Genomic DNA, 20,107 nt, shown 5'->3' on the forward strand with positions numbered 1-20,107 from the left:
CGTTGTCACGGCGCCACGGTGTGGCACAGGAGCAGGCAGACGTCGTCGTCCCGTTCGGAGTCGTGGAGGAGGGGCTTCAGCAGGGCGTCGGCGGCGGCGTCCAGGTCCTGTTCCAGCTCCGGTGTGTTCAGCGCCGCGAGGGCGTGGCTCAGACGCCCGATGCCGGGGTCGATGCCCTGCTCTCGCCGTTCGACCAGGCCGTCGGTGTACAGGACCAGAGAGGAACCGGCGGGCAGCTCGGCCCGGTGATCCGTGTACACGTAGGGCAGCGGGATGCCCAGCATCACGCCCGGTTTGGCGTCCAGGACCCGTACGGTGCCGTCGGCGGTGCGCACGACGGCGGGCGGGTGGCCGGCCGACGCCCACACCACTTCCGGTTCGCCCGGCCGGAAGCGGGCGATCAGGGCGGTGGCGTACAGGTCCGGCTGCAGGTGGCCGAGCATGCGGTGCAGGCGCGTGAGGATCTCGCCGGGGGTGGCGTTCTCGACGGCGTACGCGCGCAGGGCGGTGCGCAACTGGCCCATGACGACTGCGGCGTGCAGTCCGTGGCCGGTGACGTCCCCTATGACGGCCAGCAGGCTGCCGTCGGGCTGGAGGAAGGCGTCGTACCAGTCGCCGCCGATGTTCATGCCCCAGGTGGCGGGCAGGTAGCGCGCGGCGAGCAGCAGGCCGGGCAGGGTGGGCAGTTCGGTGAGCTGGGCGCGCTGCAGGGCTTCGGCGGTGTTGCGGGACTGCTGGTAACGGTGCGCGTGGTCCAGGGCGACGCCGACGCGGCGGGCGAGTTCGACCAGCATGACGGAGGTGTCCTCGTCGAAGCGGGGGCCGGGCGCGGTGAGGGTGAGGATGCCCAGCAGGCGCTGTGCGACGAGCGGGATGGCCAGCAGCGGTCGCTGGGGGGACAGGGCGGAGGGCGGGAGGTCGTCGACGCCGGGCAGGCCGCCGGGGTGGGCCGCGGCGTGCTGGGGACGGCCCGTGCGGGCGGCGGCCACGGCGGCCGCCGAGTGCTCCCGGACGCGGGGTGCGTGCTCGTCGTCGCGGTCGCCGTACCCCTCTTCGTCGAAGAGCCAGACGTCGAGATGTTCCGCGTAGTCCGGCACCAGTATGTCGGAGAGGCGGCGCAGGATGGCCGTATGACTGAGGGACGAGGTGATGGCGGCGCTGGCGTCACCGAGAAAGGTCAGCAGGCGCCGGGCCCGTTCCGCCTCGGCGCGCGCGGTCCGCTCGGCTTCCAGGAGGTCGCGCTGTGCGCGTGCCGCGGCCTCCAGGTCGGCATGGAGCGCCAGAACGCCCTGGTTGGTCTGATGCAGTTCCTCCCGGTGCAGCCGGACCAGGCTTTCCTGCTCGTCGAGGAGGTTCAGCACCGCAGCGGTATCCTCGTCGGCGCGCAGCAGGGCCTCCGGCAGCGAGGTGGCGACGCCGGCACCGTCCTGGGCGGGCCGGCGAGGCAGAGAGCACGTGAGTGAGGGCTCGTCGTCCAGTGGGCCGCCCGGCGCGGAAAGGCCGACCTGGCTCAACGAGGCATCGAGCCGACCCGCCTGCCCGGTGGCGGACTGCCGGACGTGGAGCAGGAGTTCCCACTCTCCGCCCTGGTCGAGGCAGCGGCGCAGCCGTGCCGTCAGCGCGGTCAGGAAGCGGGCTCGTTCCAGCGTCGGTGCCCCGGCGTCCGTGGCGATGCGGTCGACGGCGGCGCGGGCCCGGGCGGCGTCGTCGACGGACGCGATGTTCCAGACGTCAGGGGATACGGTCATGCGGGTCCGTCCGGGGAGCAGGAGTCAGTACGGCCACACTGGCGTCGTCGCGCAAGGGGCGGGCAGCGCTGCCGGCGTCCCTCAGGACGACCGCGGCCACCACGGCCGGGTCGTGCACGACGAGTCGGGGATCGCCGGGGGGCACCCAGCGGCTGGGGAGCCCGTCGCTGTGCAGGACGAGCAGACTGTCCGGCGCCCAGTCGGTCGCGGTCAGGGGCACGGTGGCGGGGAAGTGGGCTCCGACGATGCCCGGATGGGAGATGAGGGGCCGCCATGCGCCGTCGGTGCGCAGTCTGGCGCCGATGTTGCCGACACCGGCGAACGAGAGCCGGTCGCTGTCCTCGTCCAGCTGTGCGACGCCGACGGCCGCGCCTCGTGTGGCCCGCAGCGCTGCGTGCAGTCGCCGCAGGATCTCGGCCGGCGGCAGATCAGCGCACCTGCGCAGTTCTTCCACGGCGGCGGTGGACGCCTCGGCCGCCTTCTCCCCGTGGCCCAGCCCGTCCGCGAGCATCAGCGTGACGCGTGGACCGGAGCGCACCCGGCTGAAGGCGTCTCCGGAGTGCTCGGCGTGGGCGAGGGAGGTGGTGATCCCCCCGGCCCTGGTGCCGGTACGCGAGCGGGCCTGCCGGGGTCGAGGGCCGCCGGGCGCCCGGGCCGGGGTGATGCGTGCCACCGCGACGGTGCCCTGACCCGGTCGGCTGTGCAGGTCGAACTCGCTGGAGACACGCCGGCAGGTGCCCAGGCCCGCCCCCAGGGAGGAAGGGGCGGTCGTGTGACCGTCCCGCATCGCCGCCGGGACGTTGTCGATGCCCGGTCCGTGATCGAGCGAGGCGATCTGCACGCAGGGCACGTCCTCGGCGCACGTGTCGGAGGGGGCGGTCAGATTGATGAGGACGCGGCCGCCGCCGGCGTGCTTGACGAGGTTGGTGCCCAACTCGGTGGCCACCAGCGCCGCGACCGCCGTGGCATGCGCGTCCAGTCCCGCGCCGGCGCAGGCGGCTTCGGCGGCGACACGTACGTCCCGGACCCGGGTGCTGTCCTGCACCGGGATGTCCCACACCCTGCTCAAGGCGCACCTGTGCGGGGCGCGGGCAGGCCGGAGACCCAGTCCGTGATGGTGACGGTGGTGCCCTGGCCCGGGCGGCTGTCGAGCCAGAACTCCTTGACGAGCCGCTTCGCCCCGCTCAGCCCCAGGCCCAGGCCGCCGCCGGTGGTGTAACCGTCGGTCATGGCGAGCTCGACGTCCCGGATGCCGGGGCCCGTGTCGACGAAGGACAGCCGCAGTCCGCGGTGGGCGCCTTCTGTCAGCACCGTCATCTCCATGTGCCCGCCGCCACCGTGCACGAGGGCGTTGCGGGCCAGTTCGCTGGCGGCGGTCACCAGCTTCGTCTGCTGGACCAGATTGAAGCCGAGGTCGGCAGCGGCCTGGCGCACTTGTTGTCGTACCCAGGCCAGGTCGGCGTCCGAGCCGATGGGCAGACGCGTGGTCGAGGTGATGGGGGCATGCATCATGCACCCTCTTCCAGGTGAGCGGTCGGAGCCGCCGAGGAGGCCCGGCCCAGCAGGGACAGGGCCTTCTCGACGTTCAGGGCGGTGCTCAGGCCGGGCAGGGTGAGACCCAGCTCGACCAGGGTGATGGCCACCGCCGGACGCATGCCGGCCAGTACGGTGCGCGCGGCCAGCAGGCGGGCGCTCGCGGCGATCTCGGCCAGAACACGGCCGAGGAAGGAGTCGATGATCTCCACGCCGGAGAGGTCGATCACCACACCGGCGACGGGCGTCGGACTGGACGCGATGCGCCAGGAGATGTCGTGCTGGAGCTGTTCGGCGGCCCCGTCGTGCAGCTCTCCCTGCAGGGTGACCAGCAGGACGTCTCCCAGCGCCAGTACCGGTACGGGGCCCGGGCCGGGATGCCCGGCGGGGAAGCCGGTCACCGCGGGCCCGCCTCCGTGGCCGGGCGCGCGGAGACGACGATGCCCTGCCGGGTGAGCGCGTAGGCCAGCGCGTCGGCGAGACCGGCCCGCGTGATGACCGACCCGAGGTCGATGCCGAGCTGGACGATGGTCTGCGCGATGGCGGGACGGATCCCGGAGACGATGCACTCCGCGCCCATCAGTCGGGCCGCGGCGACCGTCTTCATCAGATGCTGGGCCACCAGCGAGTCGACGGTCGGGACCCCGGTGATGTCGAGGATGGCGTACGCCGCCCGCTGGTTGACGATGGCCTCCAGCAGGCTCTCCATCACGACCTGGCTGCGGGCGCTGTCCAGGGTGCCGATCAGCGGTACGGCGACGACGCCGTCCCACAGCTTGATGACCGGGGTGGCCACCTCCAGCAGCTGCTGGCGCTGCCGGGCGATGAGCTCCTCGCCCGCGCTCACCGTGGTCTCCATGATCACCAGGCGCAGTGTGGCGGTCAGGACCGCCAGTGCCTGCGTGCACGCGGTGAGCCGCGCGTCGTCGGCGTCGTCGGCGTCTTCCTGGAACTCGGCACGCAGCAGTGCGGTCACCGGCTCGCGCAGGCCCGCGACCTCGCCGGAGATCTGCACCGGCGTGAACCCGGCCCGGGCCCGGGCCGCGGCCATCCGGCCGAGCTGGTCCCGCACGGTGCCGAATCCCGGAGCCTCGACATCCTCCAGCCGTCCGGAGCGGGCCACGTCGGCCAGGGCGTCCACCACCGCTTTGCACGCCTCGACCGCCTCGTCCCGGGAGACGGTGAAGACCGTGCGGAACAGGGCGGCGTCCGCCCAGCGTTGGGCGATCTGTTCACGACGCCGTTCCAGAAAGGCTCCCAGCTCCTTTGCCGTTCCGGGGGCCGTGTCGTCCTCCGCCACCTGCATCGTCTCCCTGCCTGCGAGGCCGTAGGGCCCGCCGGGCGGTCAGGCCATGTGGCAATTATTGCCGCATGGCAAACGTTAACGCGAGCGTGTGGGGCGAACAACATGCGGTCGCCGCCATGGGGTCGGCTCGTCCGTCACTCGCACTGCGGCCTGCCGCGCCAGTCCAGACACACGATCAACGCGTCGTCGTCCGGCAGGGCTTCGCCGCGGTGGCCGGTCAGCTCCCGCAGGATGGCGCGCGGCACCTCCGCGGCGGGCAGCAGTCGCGTGGAGTGGATGGCCCGGGCGAGCGCCGCCTCCCCGTACGCCTCCCCCCTGGGGGAAGCCACGGCATGGACGCCGTCGCTGACGAAGACCAGCCGGTCACCGGGCTCGACGTGGAAGTCCTGCGCCACGTAGTCGGTCTCCTCGAACATGCCCAGCGGGAGCTGGGCGTCGAAGGTGACGCGCTCCACGGTCCCGCCGCGCAGACGCAGCAACTGCGGGGAGCCGGCGTCCACGACGCTCGCCCGGCCGGTGGCCAGATCGAAGTCGAACATCAGGACGGACAGGTAGCAGTGTCCCCGGTAGTGGGCGTAGACGGCCTGGTCCGCCAGGGCCGCCTGGTCCGCGATGGAGAGCCCGGCGCGCCGGGCGTTGCGCAGCGCGTTGATGGCCAGGTTCGTCAGCAGGGACGCCTCTATGCCCTCGCCCATGCCGTTGGTGACGTACAGCATCAGATGGTCGGCGGTGGCGGACCAGTCGAAGTTGTCGCCGAAGATGGCATAGGCGGGCTCCAGTTGGGCCCCCAGGTCGTACTCGGGACGGGAGCAGGCGCGGCCGGGCAGCAGCTGCCACTGCATCTCGGCGGCCAGCGTCAGCCGGTCCTTGCGCCGCGCCTGGAGATACACGTCGGTGTCGCGCTCGGCCACGACCACCTCGTGCCCCAGTACGTCGGCGATGTCGGCCAGTTCGGACTCCCACCGGTGCGCGGCGTCGCCGTCGGACAGCGTGAGCGACAGCACGCCGAGCCGGTCTCCACGCACACTGACCGGCAGATGCAGGCGCGTCCGCCCGTCCCGCCCTTCCTCCCGGTACGGCTGCTGGGAACCGAAGGCCCGGCCGGGCGGACTGTTGTGCACCGACACCGGCACCAGCGTGTGCGGCAGCACCGACACCGGCTGGAGGACGCTCAGGCTGTAGTCGGCCATGTACAGCTCGACGTCCTCCGCGCCGTACTGCTCGATCAGTACGGCGCGGATGGCGTCGAGCAACTCATGGGGGGCCGCTGTGCGCAGAGCGCGTTCAACGGTCAGAAATCTCTTCATGATGCGAAATACACCTGTCCTTCGCCGGACGACGTATGAGTCCCCCTTACGAGGTCGGCCCCCCGGTGGACCGCTTCGACCATCCCGGTCCCGTGTGGTCAGCGCGCGTGCCTAGTACGCTGACAGCACCCCAGTGCCTGCGAGAGTGTGATCGTGACTGCCTTCCGCCGCCGCTCAGAGCGCGATGAGGTCGCACGCGTGACCACCACAGCCGTCGAGCTGCTGGAGGTCGTGTGGGGCCGGGCCTCGACCGCGCCCACCTCCGCGTCCCAGCTTCGGGTGCTGCACATCCTCGAACACCACGACGGCATCAACCTGCGCACCCTCGCCGAGTCCCTCGCCTCGACCCCGCCGTCCACCAGTCGGCTGTGCGACCGGCTGGTGGCGGCCGGGTTCGTCGATCGGGCCGTCAGCGAGGAGAACAGACGTGAGGTGCGGCTGCATCTCAGTGGCCGAGGCCGCGCCTTCCTCGTCGACCTGCGCGCACGCAGGGAGAGGGAGTTGCAGACCGTGCTGGCGGACATGCCTGCCGCCAAGCGGGTCGCGCTGCTGGAGGGGCTGGAGGCGTTCTGCGTCGCCGCGGCCACGCAGATACACGACGACGCGGCGGATTCCGGCAGCCGGACCGCCTGAACCGACGATCGCGCCGACAGCGTCTTTGTCACCTCTCGACATGGGTGACCAGCACACGGAGTGGTCTCCGTCCACCGGAGCATTCCAGGTCCTTCCCCGTACGTCCGACATGGTTACTGTGTTGCTTCCCGGCTTTTGTTGTCAAACGGCAACAGTGCGTCCGACAGCCCTTACCCGAACTCGGTTACCCCGCCACGGTGAGTTCTTGGGTGGGTGTGCCGCATCTCTCTCGAACGAGGGAAGCCGTGCATGTGCGGAGCCATCCGGGGAAAAGGACGGATTTCTGCTCAGCCGAAGCGCGACGTACGGGGCGCGAAGGTGCCTTCGGGGCCGTCGGCGCGGCCGACCGACCACACCGTGTCGGTGCCCGGTACCGGCGCCAGCCGCAGTGTCCGGGAGTCGCCCTCGCCGGCCACCGCCGGTTCGTTGTACTCGGTGAACGACTGGCCGTTCCAGGCGAGGAAATCCGGCCCGGGGACAAGCGGCGGAGAGCTGCCCGCCGGGCCCCACTTCTGCGAGCGGGCCACCGACACCCAGGCCAGTCCACCGGACGTCGAGGCCGCCAGTGAGCTGATCGAGCCGAAATCGGTGGGGACGCTCACCCGGCTCCACGTCTGCCCGTCGAAGCGGAGCAGCAGCGGCGGAATCGGCCGCCCGGGCGGACCGCCGACGAACCCGGCCGTGCCGCCCGCCCACACCTCGGTCGGCGAGACCGCCAGCACACTGCCCACGGCCGACCGCGGGAAGCCGTCCACGATCGTCTGCTGCCACGCCTGCCCGTCCCAATGGGACACGGCCGCACTCGAGTCGGTGGCGCCCGCCGCCCAGATGTCGTCGGCCGCCCGTATGTGCAGCCCGTACACCGATCCCGGCGGCACGGGCATGTCCCGCCAGCCGCTGCCGTCCCGGCGCAGCAGTACCTGGGTACCGTCGCGTGAACCGATCAGCCAGGCCTCACCGCCGCCGGCGACGATGCTGGTCAGCACCACACCGGGCGGCGGCCGGCTCTCGGACCAGGCGATGCCGTCGAAGCGGAGCAGACGGGTGCCGCCCGCCGCATCGCGGCCGACCGCCCAGACCATGGTCGGTGAGGTGGCGGCGACGGACAGCAGCTCGCCCTGCCAGCCGATTCCGGACAGGCTCTGGCGGTGCCACGCGGTTCCGTCCCAGCGCAGCACCAGCGGGAAGCCCGGCGCCTCGCGCCCCACGGCGTCGGCGCCCACCGCCCACGCCCGGTCCGGGCCGAACGCCACGGCCTCGTTCAGCGCGGCCTGGGGGCGTACCTCCGCCGGAACCGGAACGTGCTGCCACGACAGAGGTTGCGCCGCGGCCGAGCCCATGACCGTGGTGAGCGTCATGGCGACAGCCAGGGCCGCGACGAAAAGTCTTCTTGCCATGCTCAGCCTCCCAGCCGCTCGCTCATCAGGTTCGGTTTCGAGCCGTAGATCTCGACGGTGCCGAAGGACAGCAGTGAGGAACCGGCCCTCGTCAGCACACGCGGTTTGACGTCGATCGCGTTCGTGCGCTCCGGGCCGTAGGAGAAGGTCGTGCGGGGGCCGTCCACCCGCGCGTACTTCGCCTGGAACGCGCGGTCGCTGCGCACCGGCAGCCACAGCGCGCCGTCCGGGCCGCGCACGATGGCCTCGGTGGAGGTGTCGCCCAGTGGCGGGTGGGCGGTGCGCCAGACGTGTCCGTTGAAGGTCATCAGGTAGGTGCGGGCCACGCCGTCGGTGTACTGGCTGCCACCGATCGTGATCCGGCCGGCCGGTTCGAGCAGGAGCGCGTGCACGTTGCTGTCCGGCGGCAGCGGCACCTTCGCGTCCTGCCATGCCGCGCCGTCCCAGTGCAGGACGGCGGTCCCGGTGCTGGTGTCCGCCCAGGCCCAGGCGTCGTCGGCGGTACGCGCGGTGACTCCCATCAGGTACAGCACGTCGGCCGGGGTGGCCTGGGCGGTCCAGCGGGAACCGTCGTAGTGCAGCACCTTCAGCCCGGTGTCGTCCTCACCGACCACCCACGCGGCACCCGGTGTCGCGGTGAAGTCCTGGTAGGTCCACAGGGTTTGCGGCAGCGGGAGGGCGCTCCACCCTCCCGCCGACCGGCGCAGGATCTCGCCCTCTCCGGCACGGTTGTGGAAGATCCACACTTCGGTGCCGACGAACTGCACCTTGCCGAGCCAGCCGGGCTCACCGGCACCCGGGAAGGTGGTGTCCCGGCTCCACGCCGTGCCGTTCCACCGGTACAACATCGGCCGCCATCCGTCGGCGGCCTGTTCGTACCCGGTCGCCCACGCCTCGGCCGGCCCGCGGGCGGCCAGATCGGACACGGTCACGGGCGGGGCCGCCGCCGGCACCGGCAGCGCCGACCAGCTCGGCGTCACGGCAGGGTCCGGTGTCACGGCCGCAGCCGGCGACACCACCGAGGCACACGCGATCACAAGGCAGACGACGACCGCACGGAGACCGTTCACGAGACCTCCCAGAACGCGAAGGCCGCACAGGCTATGGGCCTTCACCGATCCGTGGACAGTCGGCATTCGGCCGATCGCGGTCGATACTCCTGGTGTCGTCCGTTGGAGAACTCTCGTGACCGAGCCGTGCGTACGGACCGCGAGAACTGATACGTAGGTCCTGTTGCGTTCGGTCAGGCGGGCGTGGGCTCGAGGCGTACGACGATGCCCTTCGACGTGGGCTGGTTGCTGATGTCGGCGACGCTGTCCAGCGGCACCAGGACGTTGGTCTCGGGGTAGTAGGCGGCGGCGGAGCCCTGTGCGGCCGGATACGGGACGATCTCGAAGTTCTCGGCGCGGCGCTCGGTGCCGTCCGCCCAGACGCTCACCAGGTCGACGTGATCGCCCTGGGAGAGGCCGAGTTCGCGCAGGTCGGCCGGGTTGACGAGCACGACGTGGCGGCTGCCGTGGATGCCGCGGTAGCGGTCGTCGAGCGTGTAGGGGATGGTGTTCCACTGGTCGTGCGAGCGCAGGGTCTGCAACAGCAGGTGGCCCTCGGGCGCCTTGGGGACCACACGCTCGTTGCGGGTGAACAGCGCTTTGCCGACCGAGGTGTTGAACACGCCCTCGTTGACCGGATTGGGCAGTTGGAAGCCGCCGGGTCGTGTCACCCGGGCGTTGAAGTCGTGGAACCCCGGCACGATGCGGGAGATGCGGTCACGGATGGTGCCGTAGTCCCCTTCGAACCGGTCCCAGGGGATGTCCGGGGTGCCGTCGAGGGTGCGGCGGGCCAGCCGGCACAGGATCGCGACCTCGCTCAGCAGCAGGGGGGACGCCGGTTCGAGGCGCCCCTGGGACGTGTGCACCTCGCTCATGGAGTTCTCGACCGTGACGAACTGCTCGCCGTCGGCCTGTACATCGCGTTCGGTGCGGCCCAGGGTCGGCAGGATCAGCGCCGTGTCACCGCAGACGGTGTGCGAGCGGTTCAGCTTGGTGGAGATGTGGGCGGTCAGCCGGCACGAACGCATGGCCTCCTCGGTGACCTCGCTGTCGGGAGCGGCGCGTACGAAGTTCCCGGCCAGGGCGAGGAACACCTTGACGCGGCCCTCGCGCATCGCCTTGATCGAGTTCACCGAGTCGAGTCCGTGCGGGCGCGGCGGATCGAAGCCGAACTCCTTCTGCAGCGCGTCCAGGAAGGCGTCCGGCATCTGCTCCCAGATGCCCATCGTGCGGTCGCCCTGGACGTTGCTGTGCCCGCGCACCGGGCAGACGCCGGTGCCGGCGCGACCCAGGTTGCCGCGCAGCATCATGAAGTTGACGATCTCCCGGATGGTGGGCACGCCGTGCTTGTGCTGCGTGATGCCCATCGCCCAGCAGACGACGACCCGTTCGCTGCGCAGGACCTCGTCGTCGTGGACCTTCTCGATCTCCTCGCGGGTCAGTCCGGTCGCCGCGCGCACGTCGTCCCAGTCGACGGTGCGGGCATGCTGCGCGAACTCCTCGAAGCCGGCGGTGTGGGCGTCGATGAAGTCGTGGTCCAGAACGGTGCCGGGCCGCGCGTCCTCCGCTTCCAGCAGCAGGAGGTTGAGGGCCTGGAAGAGGGCGAGGTCGCCCCCGGGCTTGATGTGCAGGAAGCGGTCGGCGATCTGGGTGCCCCGTCCGATGACCCAACGTGGCTTCTGCGGGTTCTTGAAGCGCCGTAGCCCGGCCTCGGGCAGCGGGTTGACCGCCACGATGCGGGCGCCGTTGCGTTTGGCCTGCTCCAGGGCGGTGAGCTGGCGCGGATGGTTGGTGCCGGGGTTCTGCCCCACCAGGAAGATCAGGTCGGCGTGGTGGAGGTCGTCGAGGCTGACGGTGCCCTTGCCGGTGCCGAGCGTCTCGCTCAGGGCGAAGCCACTGGACTCGTGGCACATGTTGCTGCAGTCGGGCAGGTTGTTGGTGCCGAAGGCGCGGGCGAAGAGCTGCAGGACGAACGCGGCCTCGTTGCTTGCCCGGCCCGAGGTGTAGAAGACGGCCTCGTCCGGGGAGGCGAGCGAGGTGAGTTCCCCGGCGAGCACACCGAGCGCGTCGTTCCAGCTGATGGGTTCGTAGTGGTCCGAGTCCGGCCGCTTGATCATGGGTTCGGTGAGCCGGCCCTGCTGGTTGAGCCACATGTCGGAGCGCCCGGCGAGGTCGGAGACGCTGTGCTCACGGAAGAAGTCGGCGGTGATCCGGCGTTCCGTGGCCTCGTCGTTGATGTGCTTGGCGCCGTTCTCGCAGTACTCGTTGCGATGGCGCTGCCCCGGGGCCGGATCCGCCCAGGCGCAGCCGGGACAGTCGATCCCGCCCACCTGGTTGATGGTGAGCAGGTCCACCCCGGTCTTGCGCGGGGAGGTCTGCTCCAGGGAGTACTCCAGCGCGTGCACGACCGCGGGGACCCCGGCCGCCCACTTCTTCGGCGGTGTCACGGAGAGGGTGGTCTCCGGCTCCTCGCCGGGCGGATTCTGCATCGCTTCGCCTTTCTCTTGCCGCGTCTGTCCTACGGCGTCCGTCTTGCCGCGTCCGGTACGCGGGTCACCCGACGGGCCACTGGGCCACACGGCTCCTCGGCGGTTCCGGGTGATCGTGCTGTACCCGGCCGTTGCGGATGGTGCCGCGCCAGGCCCCGCCCTCCTGTCCCAGCCCCTCGATGAACTGCTTGAAGTGCTGGAGCTCGCGGCGGACCAGCCGGGCGGTCACCTGCGCGACCTTGGAAGATCCGGTGAGTCGTTTCGCGGCTCCGCGTGGTTCGAGCAGCATCCGGACGGTGATGGCCGTGCCGCCCGACTCCGTCGGCCTGAACTCCACCTCGCCCTGGTGCGAGGGGCGCTGCTCCAGGCCGCGCCACGCCAGGTAGGAGTCGGGGTCCTGCTCCACGATCTCCACCGCGAAACGGCGGCGCAGCGGCCCGTAGCCGATGGTCCAGGCGGTCACGGTGGGCCTGACCTGTTCGACGCCGTGCACCACGGGCGAGAACCGGGGGAAGGTCTTGAACTGCGTCCACTGGTTGTACGCCGTCCGTACCGGCACCGCGACCTCGACCGTCTCCTCGACGTGCCGCCTCCGCAGCGGCCGACGGCGGGTGACACCGTCCCTGTCGGGGCGCATCCCCGCAGTGTTCGGGACGGCCTGCCGGGAGTCCTGTTCGCGCGCCATCGTGGCCTCTCCTCCGGTGCAGGGATCCGGGCCTCGCGCACCCGCTTCCCTCTCGTGTGTCAGGGCTCCTCTTCCGGTTCCCCGAGCACGGGGTTCGAGTCGCGCGAATGCGCCTCCATCGTGCTCGGTCCCGGCTTCGGGGTGGGGGCGCCGTCGGCGGTTCGTCCCAGGCCGGGACTGGCCTGGCGGGGCACCCCCATGGACGACATCCGCTGCCCTGTGCCGGGTCAGACCCGCCTGACGCTCAGCGCGTCGCGGCCCGCGTCCTGCGGCGGCGCACGGCGAACAGACGGGTCACGGGCATCACCGGCCACCGCGCGCTGCACACGGTCGTCAGCAGTCGCCAGCAAGCGTCCCGCCGAAGTGCCGGGAGGTCATGATCAGGGCGCGGATGACGGCTCCTCACGCCATCTCTGCCGGAGCCGCCCGCGCGCGGGCGGCGAGTGCGAAGGGTACGGCGCTCTCGGACCTGAAGGCGCGCCGAACAGCTGCGCGACCTTGCCTCAAGCCGGTGCGGGCACGGTGAAGACCTGCGGCGGACGAGGGTGGCCAGGTGGGAGAACAGCACCACCGGCACGCCGGGACGCGCGTCGGCGAACCAGTCGAGCGCCGGCGCGCACGCCTCAGCGGCGTATCCGCGTCCCCATGCCTCCGGCAGGAACAGGTAGTGAGCTCGGCCTCCCTGGCATTCGGACGGACATTGCCGCGACGCTCCGCATCGCGCCGGCTGACCTCGACCGTGCCGGTCATCGCTCCCTCGAGCTCGATCACGAAAAGGCCAGGGCGCTGTCCGGGCGTCTCGGGCACCGAGCGCGCGAGCTCGTCACGAGGTTGAGGGCCACCGAGGTAGGTGTGCACATCCGATGAGGCCAACAGCTCGATGAACGCCGCACGGTCCCGGGCCTCGGACTCGCGGAGCACGAGCCGCTCGGTTCTGATCGGGGCGGGCAACCTATCGCACGTCCGGGAGGGTGATCCTTGGGGTCGGAACCGAGAAGGCGGGTGCCGGCTCAGTGAGTGGGGTGGGTGTTGTGTCCCACTGCACCGGCGGCCGTGCGCCCGCGCCCACGCCCACAGAATCCAGGGTCCGCACCGCGCTCGTACGCCTGAGAACGGACACCGGTGCCCCGTACCACGCCCGGCATGACAAGCTGTGATTCCCACTGCCCGAACCCAGGAGGTCACGATGACCGCAGAAGCTGCATCCCCAGAAGGTTCGGAGCCGGCTGAGCCCGAGACGTCCGCGCTCGCGCCCGACAGCGACGGCAACTACGACCTCAAGCGCAAGTTCCGCGAGGCCTTGGCCCGCAAGCGCGGTGCGCAGGCGGACGCCGCCGACCTTGCTGCCAACCCCCAGGCCTCGAAGATCCGTGGGGCACACGGCCCGGCTGCGAGCCAGCGGTCGTTCCGGCGGAAGAGCGGGGGCTGAGCCGGAGCGGTTCCGGAAGCTGACCACCCCGGAGGCGGGCGCGGGTCGCCGAGAGCGCGTCGGATTTGCTCGCTCGGGCGGCTCGGGCGGCTCGGGCGGCTCGGGCGGGGGAGCCGCCGCTGCTGATGGGGATCACGTCGCCGTGGCCGCGGTGCTGTGATGGCTACGACCAGAACCCGATCCACCATGCCGACGGACTGGCCGCAGCCGGCCGCTCGGATCGGCTGTCGGATTGGCTGATGGAGGAACGACCGCCCGTGGGGGAGTTCATGAATTCCCCCACGGCGATCTGCGCTCTGGTCTGAGTGTCCCTCTGCCCGGACACCCCGTTGAACGAGCCGTCAGTGCCCCATAGGTTCCGCGTATGACGAACGTACGGATCGGCGTGATGTACGACCGGGACTGGGCCCCGGAGGGGCTGCCCGACTTCGCGCGGCGGGCAGAGGCGCTCGGCGTGGACGACGTGTGGGTGGTGGAGGACCTCGGATGGAACGGCGGGGTGTCGGCAGCGGCCGTGGCCCTGGGAGCCACGGAACGCATCAGGGTGGGTATCGGCATCGCCCCCGCCCCGTTGCGCAGCCCGGCGCTTCTGGCGATGGAACTGGCCACGCTGGCACGGGTGTTCCCCGGACGGCTGGTGGCCGGGATCGGGCACGGGGTGCAGGAGTGGATGGCCCAGGTGGGCGCCGCGGCCCGTTCCCCGCTGGCCCTGCTGGAGGAGACGATCACCTCGGTACGCGCGCTGCTGCGCGGAGAGCGGGTGGAACTGACGGGCCGCGAAGTGCACCTGGACGGAGTCCGGTTGACACATCCGCCGGCCCAAGTGCCGCCGGTGGTCGCGGGAGTGGTGCGCTCTCGGTCCCTGGAACTGTCCGGCCGGGTCGCGGACGGCACCGTGATCACTGAGGGCCACGGCCCGCGCGACCTGGAGAATGCCCGCGCGCTGACCGCCAAGGGCGGCGCCGCGTCCGACCACGCCCTGACGGTCTTCGCCTTCACCTGCGTCGGTGACGACGCCGACGAAGTCTCCCAGGTCCTGCACCCGCACATCGAGGGCCACGGCGCCTGGCTCGGCCGCCCGCCGCACGAGGTGTTCACCGTCTCGGGCCCCGCCTCGCAGGCCGCCGAGCGTCTCCGCGCTCTGGCCACGGCCGGCGCGGACACGGTCGTCCTGCGGATCGCCGGCCCGGACCCGCTGCGGCAGCTGGAGGCCGTACTGGATGCGGTGGGACCGCGGGACGCAAGTCCGGGAGCCGGCCGGTGAACCCATCTGATCGGCGTCCGGGACGCGGCCGCCGAGCCGCCCGGGGAACGGCTCGGGTAGGCCTCCGAAGAAGTTCCACCTCTCGGGTCGCAGCGGCACCAGCTCCGGCCGTCCGGCGGGTGATACGCGAACGCGCTGCCGCCAGGACCGCGCCGTCGCGCCACTGGTCCGTTGGACATGGCAGCGGCCGTGGCAGTGGCCGTGGCCGCTACTTGGGCGGCAGGCTCGCTGCGAAGGCGCGTCCCTCGTCGATCCACGCTCCCAGGTCCTCGTCCTCCGTCACGGCGGACCCGGCGACCACGACCCAGCCGCGCATCGGGCGGCCGGTCATGTCGAAGACCCGTGCCCCGGGCCGGGCGAGGGCCGTGTCGGCGGCGTCGGGACCGACGCGGACCATGAGATCGTCGCCGGTCACGCCGACGGCCATGTTGCCCTGGTACAGGAAGGCGATGCCGCCGAACATGCGTTTCTCGGTGACGCCCGCATCCGCGCCGAGATAGTGGCGGATGCGCTCGGCGAGTCCTTCGTCGTACGCCATCAGATGTCTCCTTGCCGCTCGGAGAGTCTGCGCTCGAGGTCGCGCAGATCCTTGGTGAGGGAGGAACGGACCTGACGGGCGAGCAGGGGTGATGCCAGGCTGAGAAGACCGCCGGGGCCACCCCGGACCCGGATGGCCGCGAGCGTGCCGCGCGGGTGCGCCTCGAAGGAGTAGGTCACGTGCATCGGCATGGGAGCGGCCACGGAGACCATGTCCAGCAGCCTCGGGGGCTCGTACGCGACCACCCGCAGAACGTAGTCGATGCGCCGCCCGAGGAAGTACGCCGTACGAGTGATCTCGGCGGCCGTCCCGAATCCACCGCCGTCCGCTTGCCGGGTCAGCTCCGCCGTACGGATGCCCTGCGTCCTCCCCCATAGCCCTGAACGGGCATGGGAGGTGCCCCCAGGCGTCGTGGCGCCGGTCCATGGCGTACGCGGCCACTCGCTCGGGCGGCAGTGGGATCTCGCGCCGCACCGTCACGTCGATGGTCATCGTCTCACCGCCTCGTACCCCTGGCCCCGGGTTGCCGTCGGCGCTCCGTCGCCTCCAGCATGGCCGTGATCGTCGGTGGGTGCGCGCCGTGGGGGTCGCGCCGGGGAGAGCGCCCCCTGAACAGTCGACCGGAATGTTTCGCGTGGGACAACCTTTGTCAGACCCTGAACGTCCAATGAACAACAGGAGACGCTTAGTCTCCGTTGGGGGGAGCGTTCATGCTGAAGGTCAGCATCGTGGTGCCCGTCTACAACGCGGGCCGTTACATCGAAATCTGCGCGCCGTCACTCTTACGTCAGACCCTGGGGGAGGACGCGTACGAGATCATCTACGTCGACGACGGCTCGACCGACGACTCCGCGCAGCGGCTCGACGAGTTGGCGGGCAAGCACGCGCATGTGCGCGTGATCCACCAGGAGAACTCCGGCTGGCCCGGCAAACCCCGCAACGTCGGCATCCGGGAGGCCCGCGGGGAGTACGTCCAATTCGTCGACCAGGACGACGAGTTGACCCCGGCAGCCCTCGAGCACCTGCACCGACTGGCCACCCGCAACGCCTCCGACATCGTCCTCGGCAAGGTCGTGGGCACCATGGCAGGCCCCAGCAACGTCTTCAAACGCACCCTGGAGCGCTGCACGGTCGAGGACGCGCCCCTCATGGAGAGCCTCACCCCGCACAAGATGTTCCGCCGTGACTTCCTGCTCGCCCACGACCTCAGGTTCCCCGAGGGCCCGGTGCGCCTGGAGGACCAACTCTTCATGGTCCGCGCCTACTTGCGCGCCAAGACGGTCTCGATCCTCGCCGACCACCCGTGCTACGTATGGAAACGCCGCGACGACGGCGGCAACACCAGCAGCCGCGCCTCCACCCCCGAGGACTACTACGGTCACCTCCGCACAGTCGTCGAGGCCATCAAGCAGGAGACCCGACCCGGCCCCCTGCAGAACCACCTGCTGCGCCGCTCCTACCGCGTCGAACTCCTCCGTCCGGTGGGCGAGCCCCGCGTTCTGCAGCGCACCGGCAAGAACCTCGAGCGCTACTACGACGTCGTACGCGCCATGGCGCTCGAGGCCTACCCGCCCGGTGTCCGCGACGGCCTCCCCGCCCTCACCCGTCTCCGGGCACACCTGCTGGAGGAGGGCCACCTGGACTCCCTCGTCGAACTCTCCCGCCGCACCCAGCGCATCAGGCCCGAGGTCACCGTGGACGACATCCGCTGGCGCGACGGAAAACTCCACGTCACCACCACGGTCGGCATGCGCCGCGCCGACGGTGAACCCCTTGCCCTCGTCGAACGCTACGGCCGTATGCTCCTCGACCCCGACCTGTTGGACGGGATCAAGGGCGCCGAGGGCTGGGAGGCCCCGCACCCCCTCGGCCACGCCTACGGCGAACTCCTCGTCCACGACACGGCCCAGGACCTGTGGTGGTACCCGGACGCCGACCTGACCCCGCGCACGCAACCGCTCGGCGGCGGCCGCCACCGCGTCGTGCTCACCCGTGAAACAGCCATCGACCCCCTGACCCTGGCCGGCGGCCGGCCGATGGAACCCGGCACGCACGTGGTGTGGGCGAGCGCCCAACTCCTCGGTGTGGGCCGCAGGGCGCGGGTGACACGCAGCGACGTGGCAACGCGTGGCGCCGGACCGGGCCTCGGGACCGGCCCCGGTCTCGGCTTCGGCTCGGTCAGGGTCGGCACTCCACCCCACCTGGTGGTCTCGGGCTGGGGCGGCCAGGCCGGCCAACTCCGCCTCGCCGTCCGCCCACCGGGCCAGGCCACGCTCCCACACCGCATCTACCTGCGCACCACGTCGGTCCCGCCCATCCGCCGCGCGGCCCGTACGGTCCTCCACCGCCTGCCTCCGGACGCACGCCGCCGGGCGAAGAAGCTGGCGCGCAGGGCGGATCCCTGGAGCGGCGCCTGAGAAGCGGCGGACGGGCGGCGGCGAGCAGGCCTTCCGGCCTGACCTGCCGCCCGCACGTGGCCGGGCGTTGCACGCCGTCGCTGACGACCAGCGGGTGTGTGCTGGTCGCTGCCGAACTCGCAGCCTGCGGGGACGGTGGCGAACACCCCGGGGAGGTCTTGTGTCGGACCCGCCGGGTGGCGGGTGGCGGGGGTTCAATGTCCATCATGATGCAAAGAGGAACGTCGTCCACCGCCGCCGTTGCCGTTGTTGTCGCTTGCGTGTTCGCCGTTCTCACGTCGTGTTCCTCGGATTCTTCGGACGGGACCTCCGCCGGGAGCCGGCCCAGCAGGTCCGCATCCGGGTCGGCGTCCGATCCCACACAGACGGCCACGCCGTCGCCCTCGCCCACCGGACCGTGCGCTGACGGGGTGTGCGAGATCAAGGTCGCCGTGGGAGACGCCGTGACAGTTCCGGAGGCGTACGGCCTCGGGCTGATCAAGGTGACCGCGATCGCCGGCGACAGGGTGGACATGGTCGCCCCGCTGACAGGGTCGGGTTACAGCGTCTCGGGCTGTTCCGGTGGCGGCAGCGTGTCGTCGGACGGCGGCGGCGGAGTCGCGCTCAGCTGCGGTGAGGGCCCCGCTGCCACCATCAACAACGCCATGAGCCTGAAGGTCGTCGACATCCGGGATGCGGCCGCTGTCCTCCGCATCGAACCCGCGGGCTGACGTACAGCCCTGCGCTTGCGGCGGGGCCGCCTCTTCGTCAACGCCGGGTTCTGGTGAATGTGAGACCCGGTCAGTGGTGCACGGGGTGAACACTCTTCATCAGTGAGGGGATCACCATGCGGACTGCTGCTGACGGCCCTGGCGCCGCCGCGAGCGCCAGGACGGCTGTAGAGGTGTCCTCTTCGGGCACGCCGTAGACACGACGCGGGAGGACCGGCAGGCAGAGTGCGGAATGCCTGAGCAGCCACAAGACCCGGTCCCATGACAGCAACTCCACCCGACTCGGGACGGTCCGGAGCCTCCATCCATCAGATGTCTCGTGCTGTGGTGAGGCGCTGAAGCAGTTCGAGGAGGGTTGCGCGGTCCGCGTTCGGCAGGGCGGAGAAGCAGTCGGCGAGCACTTCGTCGGCGATGCTGTGGCCGACTGCCAGGACTTTTCGGCCGGCCGGTGTGAGGTGGTGTTCGATGCGCCGACCGTGTCCTGGTCGGCGTTCCACGAGGTCCTGGGCGGTGAGGCGGCCGGCGAGTGTTCCGAAGGCTTGTTCGGTCTGGAACGTGGCTGCGGCCAACTCACGGGCGGACGCTCCGGGAGAGCGGCTGATCGCGCGCAGGGCGTCCCACTGGGCCAGTGTCGTGCCGACGGCCTGGAGGGCGCTGTCGAGGGCCCGATGCTGTCGGTACTGGGCCTGTTTGACCGCTCTGCCGAGTTCTTGCAGCTCAACATGCATACATCGAGTCTACGCCATGACCAAGCTAGCTTATATAAAGATGTTTAGTTACTATGGTCGGCATGTCCACCAACGCGTCAGCCATGTATGCCGACCTGTCCCTGACCCTGTCCGAGGCCGGAGAAGGCAGGCCGGTCCTCGTCCTGCACGGCGGCGGAGGCCCCGCCACTGTCGCCGGCCTCGCCCAGCACCTCTCCCGCACCGCCCACACGATCACACCTGTACACCCCGGCTGGGACGGTACTCGCCGCCCCGCCTGGCTCACCGGAATCGACGACCTTGCCCTCGCCTATCTGCACATGCTGCGCGACCGCCGGCTGCGCGATGTTCTCGTCGTCGGCTCCTCCCTCGGAGGCTGGACGGCCGCCGAGATGGCCGCACGTGACAGCGTGGGAAGCATCACCGGCCTCGTCCTGATCGACGCGGTAGGCGTGCAGGTCGAGACGGAACACATCACCGACTTCTTCGCCCTTGACGCCCGCGGCGTCGCGGACCACACGTGGCACGACCCGGACCGCTACTACCTCGACCCGGCCGACCTCCCGGCCGAAGAACTCGCGCGCAGACAGGCCAACATGGCCACCATGCGCATCCTCGCCGGCGATCCCTACATGCACGATCCCTCGCTGCTGCGCCGGCTCGGGCAGATCCAGGTGCCCTCCCTTCTCCTCTGGGGTGAGAGCGACCGCATCGTCACCCCCGCCTACGGCGCCGCGTACGCCGACGCATTCGGCGACGGCCGACTCGAGGTCGTTCCCAAGGCCGGCCATCTTCCGCAGATCGAGCAGCCGGAAGCCACCTTCGCTCTGATCGACGCGCACCTGCGCCAGTCGGGCAGTCCGTCGGATCAGCAGTGAGCAAAAGTCTTTGCGCG

General features: G+C 70.9%; 19 protein-coding genes and 1 pseudogene. 6 read left to right on the plus strand and 14 right to left on the minus strand.

The window, feature by feature from the left end; translation table 11 throughout:
* Positions 1-5: 5 nt before the first annotated feature.
* The 6 genes from ACIBJB_RS40810 to ACIBJB_RS40835 form a co-directional block, all read right to left on the minus strand.
* Complete coding sequence (locus ACIBJB_RS40810; protein WP_398938847.1) at positions 6-1,748, minus strand: PP2C family protein-serine/threonine phosphatase; 1,743 nt, start codon at positions 1,746-1,748, stop codon at positions 6-8.
* A complete protein-coding gene (locus ACIBJB_RS40815; RefSeq protein ID WP_398938849.1) occupies positions 1,732-2,817 on the minus strand; it encodes a SpoIIE family protein phosphatase in 1,086 nt (361 codons plus the stop codon). Before ACIBJB_RS40815 ends, ACIBJB_RS40810 begins: the two co-directional genes overlap by 17 nt.
* Positions 2,814-3,257 (minus strand): ATP-binding protein, encoded by a 444-nt coding sequence (locus ACIBJB_RS40820; protein WP_398939008.1) that lies wholly within the window; start codon positions 3,255-3,257, stop codon positions 2,814-2,816. The genes ACIBJB_RS40815 and ACIBJB_RS40820 overlap by 4 nt, the downstream gene beginning before the upstream one ends.
* Positions 3,257-3,682: an STAS domain-containing protein gene (locus tag ACIBJB_RS40825; protein ID WP_398938851.1), complete on the minus strand. Its 426-nt coding sequence runs from the start codon at positions 3,680-3,682 to the stop codon at positions 3,257-3,259. The genes ACIBJB_RS40820 and ACIBJB_RS40825 overlap by 1 nt, the downstream gene beginning before the upstream one ends.
* The gene (locus ACIBJB_RS40830) at positions 3,679-4,587 is read right to left on the minus strand and encodes an STAS domain-containing protein (protein ID WP_398938853.1); all 909 of its coding nucleotides are present in this window, start codon (positions 4,585-4,587) and stop codon (positions 3,679-3,681) included. The genes ACIBJB_RS40825 and ACIBJB_RS40830 overlap by 4 nt, the downstream gene beginning before the upstream one ends.
* A 134-nt stretch (positions 4,588-4,721) precedes the next feature.
* Entirely contained in the window at positions 4,722-5,894 is a 1,173-nt protein-coding gene (locus tag ACIBJB_RS40835; RefSeq protein ID WP_398938855.1) for a PP2C family protein-serine/threonine phosphatase, read from the minus strand.
* A gap of 198 nt (positions 5,895-6,092) precedes the next feature.
* Between ACIBJB_RS40835 and ACIBJB_RS40840 the strand changes: the two genes are divergently transcribed.
* Positions 6,093-6,527 (plus strand): MarR family transcriptional regulator, encoded by a 435-nt coding sequence (locus ACIBJB_RS40840; protein WP_398938858.1) that lies wholly within the window; start codon positions 6,093-6,095, stop codon positions 6,525-6,527.
* A 287-nt stretch (positions 6,528-6,814) separates the two neighbouring features.
* Here the strand turns inward: ACIBJB_RS40840 and ACIBJB_RS40845 are convergent, their stop codons facing one another.
* From ACIBJB_RS40845 to ACIBJB_RS40865, 5 genes and pseudogenes are all read right to left on the minus strand, one after another.
* Positions 6,815-7,924 (minus strand): hypothetical protein, encoded by a 1,110-nt coding sequence (locus tag ACIBJB_RS40845; RefSeq protein WP_398938860.1) that lies wholly within the window; start codon positions 7,922-7,924, stop codon positions 6,815-6,817.
* A gap of 2 nt (positions 7,925-7,926) precedes the next feature.
* Entirely contained in the window at positions 7,927-8,994 is a 1,068-nt protein-coding gene (locus tag ACIBJB_RS40850) for a hypothetical protein (RefSeq protein WP_398938862.1), read from the minus strand.
* 173 nt (positions 8,995-9,167) lie between these two features.
* The gene (locus tag ACIBJB_RS40855) at positions 9,168-11,462 is read right to left on the minus strand and encodes an FdhF/YdeP family oxidoreductase (RefSeq protein WP_398938864.1); all 2,295 of its coding nucleotides are present in this window, start codon (positions 11,460-11,462) and stop codon (positions 9,168-9,170) included.
* Positions 11,463-11,526: 64 nt separating this feature from the next.
* Positions 11,527-12,147 (minus strand): SRPBCC family protein, encoded by a 621-nt coding sequence (locus tag ACIBJB_RS40860; RefSeq protein WP_398938866.1) that lies wholly within the window; start codon positions 12,145-12,147, stop codon positions 11,527-11,529.
* Between the two features lie 547 nt (positions 12,148-12,694).
* Positions 12,695-13,098, minus strand: a pseudogene (locus ACIBJB_RS40865) (GNAT family N-acetyltransferase); the annotation flags it as partial.
* A 235-nt stretch (positions 13,099-13,333) separates the two neighbouring features.
* Between ACIBJB_RS40865 and ACIBJB_RS40870 the strand changes: the two are divergent.
* Positions 13,334-13,576 carry a DUF5302 domain-containing protein gene (locus ACIBJB_RS40870; protein ID WP_059209864.1) on the plus strand — a complete coding sequence of 81 codons (243 nt, stop codon included), beginning with the start codon at positions 13,334-13,336 and terminating at the stop codon, positions 13,574-13,576.
* A gap of 364 nt (positions 13,577-13,940) precedes the next feature.
* Positions 13,941-14,840: an LLM class flavin-dependent oxidoreductase gene (locus ACIBJB_RS40875; protein WP_398938869.1), complete on the plus strand. Its 900-nt coding sequence runs from the start codon at positions 13,941-13,943 to the stop codon at positions 14,838-14,840.
* 208 nt (positions 14,841-15,048) lie between these two features.
* Here ACIBJB_RS40875 and ACIBJB_RS40880 read toward each other — a convergent pair whose 3' ends face one another.
* Positions 15,049-15,378 carry a TfoX/Sxy family protein gene (locus tag ACIBJB_RS40880; protein ID WP_398938871.1) on the minus strand — a complete coding sequence of 110 codons (330 nt, stop codon included), beginning with the start codon at positions 15,376-15,378 and terminating at the stop codon, positions 15,049-15,051.
* Entirely contained in the window at positions 15,378-15,623 is a 246-nt protein-coding gene (locus ACIBJB_RS40885; protein WP_398938873.1) for a hypothetical protein, read from the minus strand. Before ACIBJB_RS40885 ends, ACIBJB_RS40880 begins: the two co-directional genes overlap by 1 nt.
* Positions 15,624-16,088: 465 nt before the next feature.
* On the opposite strand from ACIBJB_RS40885, the gene ACIBJB_RS40890 reads away from it, so the two are divergent.
* Together ACIBJB_RS40890 and ACIBJB_RS40895 are read left to right on the plus strand one after the other, a co-directional pair.
* Positions 16,089-17,795, plus strand: a complete 1,707-nt coding sequence (locus ACIBJB_RS40890; RefSeq protein WP_398938875.1) for a glycosyltransferase — start codon at positions 16,089-16,091, stop codon at positions 17,793-17,795.
* Positions 17,796-18,238: 443 nt separating this feature from the next.
* Complete coding sequence (locus ACIBJB_RS40895) at positions 18,239-18,505, plus strand: hypothetical protein (RefSeq protein ID WP_398938877.1); 267 nt, start codon at positions 18,239-18,241, stop codon at positions 18,503-18,505.
* A 308-nt stretch (positions 18,506-18,813) separates the two neighbouring features.
* On the opposite strand, the gene ACIBJB_RS40900 is transcribed toward ACIBJB_RS40895, so the two are convergent.
* A complete protein-coding gene (locus ACIBJB_RS40900; RefSeq protein ID WP_398938879.1) occupies positions 18,814-19,233 on the minus strand; it encodes a MarR family winged helix-turn-helix transcriptional regulator in 420 nt (139 codons plus the stop codon).
* A gap of 62 nt (positions 19,234-19,295) precedes the next feature.
* On the opposite strand from ACIBJB_RS40900, the gene ACIBJB_RS40905 reads away from it, so the two are divergent.
* Complete coding sequence (locus tag ACIBJB_RS40905) at positions 19,296-20,090, plus strand: alpha/beta fold hydrolase (RefSeq protein WP_398938881.1); 795 nt, start codon at positions 19,296-19,298, stop codon at positions 20,088-20,090.
* Positions 20,091-20,107: the final 17 nt, after the last annotated feature.

The organism is Streptomyces sp. NPDC050759 (genome assembly GCF_044456945.1).
Lineage (GTDB): Bacteria > Actinomycetota > Actinomycetes > Streptomycetales > Streptomycetaceae > Streptomyces.

Excerpts from the sequence above, each read along its gene's own strand:
- ACIBJB_RS40820 (WP_398939008.1), bottom strand. The coding sequence starts at position 3,257 with ATGCATGCCCCCATCACCTCGACCACGCGTCTGCCCATCGGCTCGGAC.
- ACIBJB_RS40880 (WP_398938871.1), bottom strand. The coding sequence starts at position 15,378 with ATGGCGTACGACGAAGGACTCGCCGAGCGCATCCGCCACTATCTCGGC.
- ACIBJB_RS40870 (WP_059209864.1), top strand. The coding sequence starts at position 13,334 with ATGACCGCAGAAGCTGCATCCCCAGAAGGTTCGGAGCCGGCTGAGCCC.
- ACIBJB_RS40845 (WP_398938860.1), bottom strand. The coding sequence starts at position 7,924 with ATGGCAAGAAGACTTTTCGTCGCGGCCCTGGCTGTCGCCATGACGCTC.
- ACIBJB_RS40835 (WP_398938855.1), bottom strand. The coding sequence starts at position 5,894 with ATGAAGAGATTTCTGACCGTTGAACGCGCTCTGCGCACAGCGGCCCCC.
- ACIBJB_RS40810 (WP_398938847.1), bottom strand. The coding sequence starts at position 1,748 with ATGACCGTATCCCCTGACGTCTGGAACATCGCGTCCGTCGACGACGCC.
- ACIBJB_RS40855 (WP_398938864.1), bottom strand. The coding sequence starts at position 11,462 with ATGCAGAATCCGCCCGGCGAGGAGCCGGAGACCACCCTCTCCGTGACA.
- ACIBJB_RS40875 (WP_398938869.1), top strand. The coding sequence starts at position 13,941 with ATGACGAACGTACGGATCGGCGTGATGTACGACCGGGACTGGGCCCCG.
- ACIBJB_RS40905 (WP_398938881.1), top strand. The coding sequence starts at position 19,296 with ATGTCCACCAACGCGTCAGCCATGTATGCCGACCTGTCCCTGACCCTG.
- ACIBJB_RS40890 (WP_398938875.1), top strand. The coding sequence starts at position 16,089 with ATGCTGAAGGTCAGCATCGTGGTGCCCGTCTACAACGCGGGCCGTTAC.
- ACIBJB_RS40900 (WP_398938879.1), bottom strand. The coding sequence starts at position 19,233 with ATGCATGTTGAGCTGCAAGAACTCGGCAGAGCGGTCAAACAGGCCCAG.
- ACIBJB_RS40860 (WP_398938866.1), bottom strand. The coding sequence starts at position 12,147 with ATGGCGCGCGAACAGGACTCCCGGCAGGCCGTCCCGAACACTGCGGGG.
- ACIBJB_RS40830 (WP_398938853.1), bottom strand. The coding sequence starts at position 4,587 with ATGCAGGTGGCGGAGGACGACACGGCCCCCGGAACGGCAAAGGAGCTG.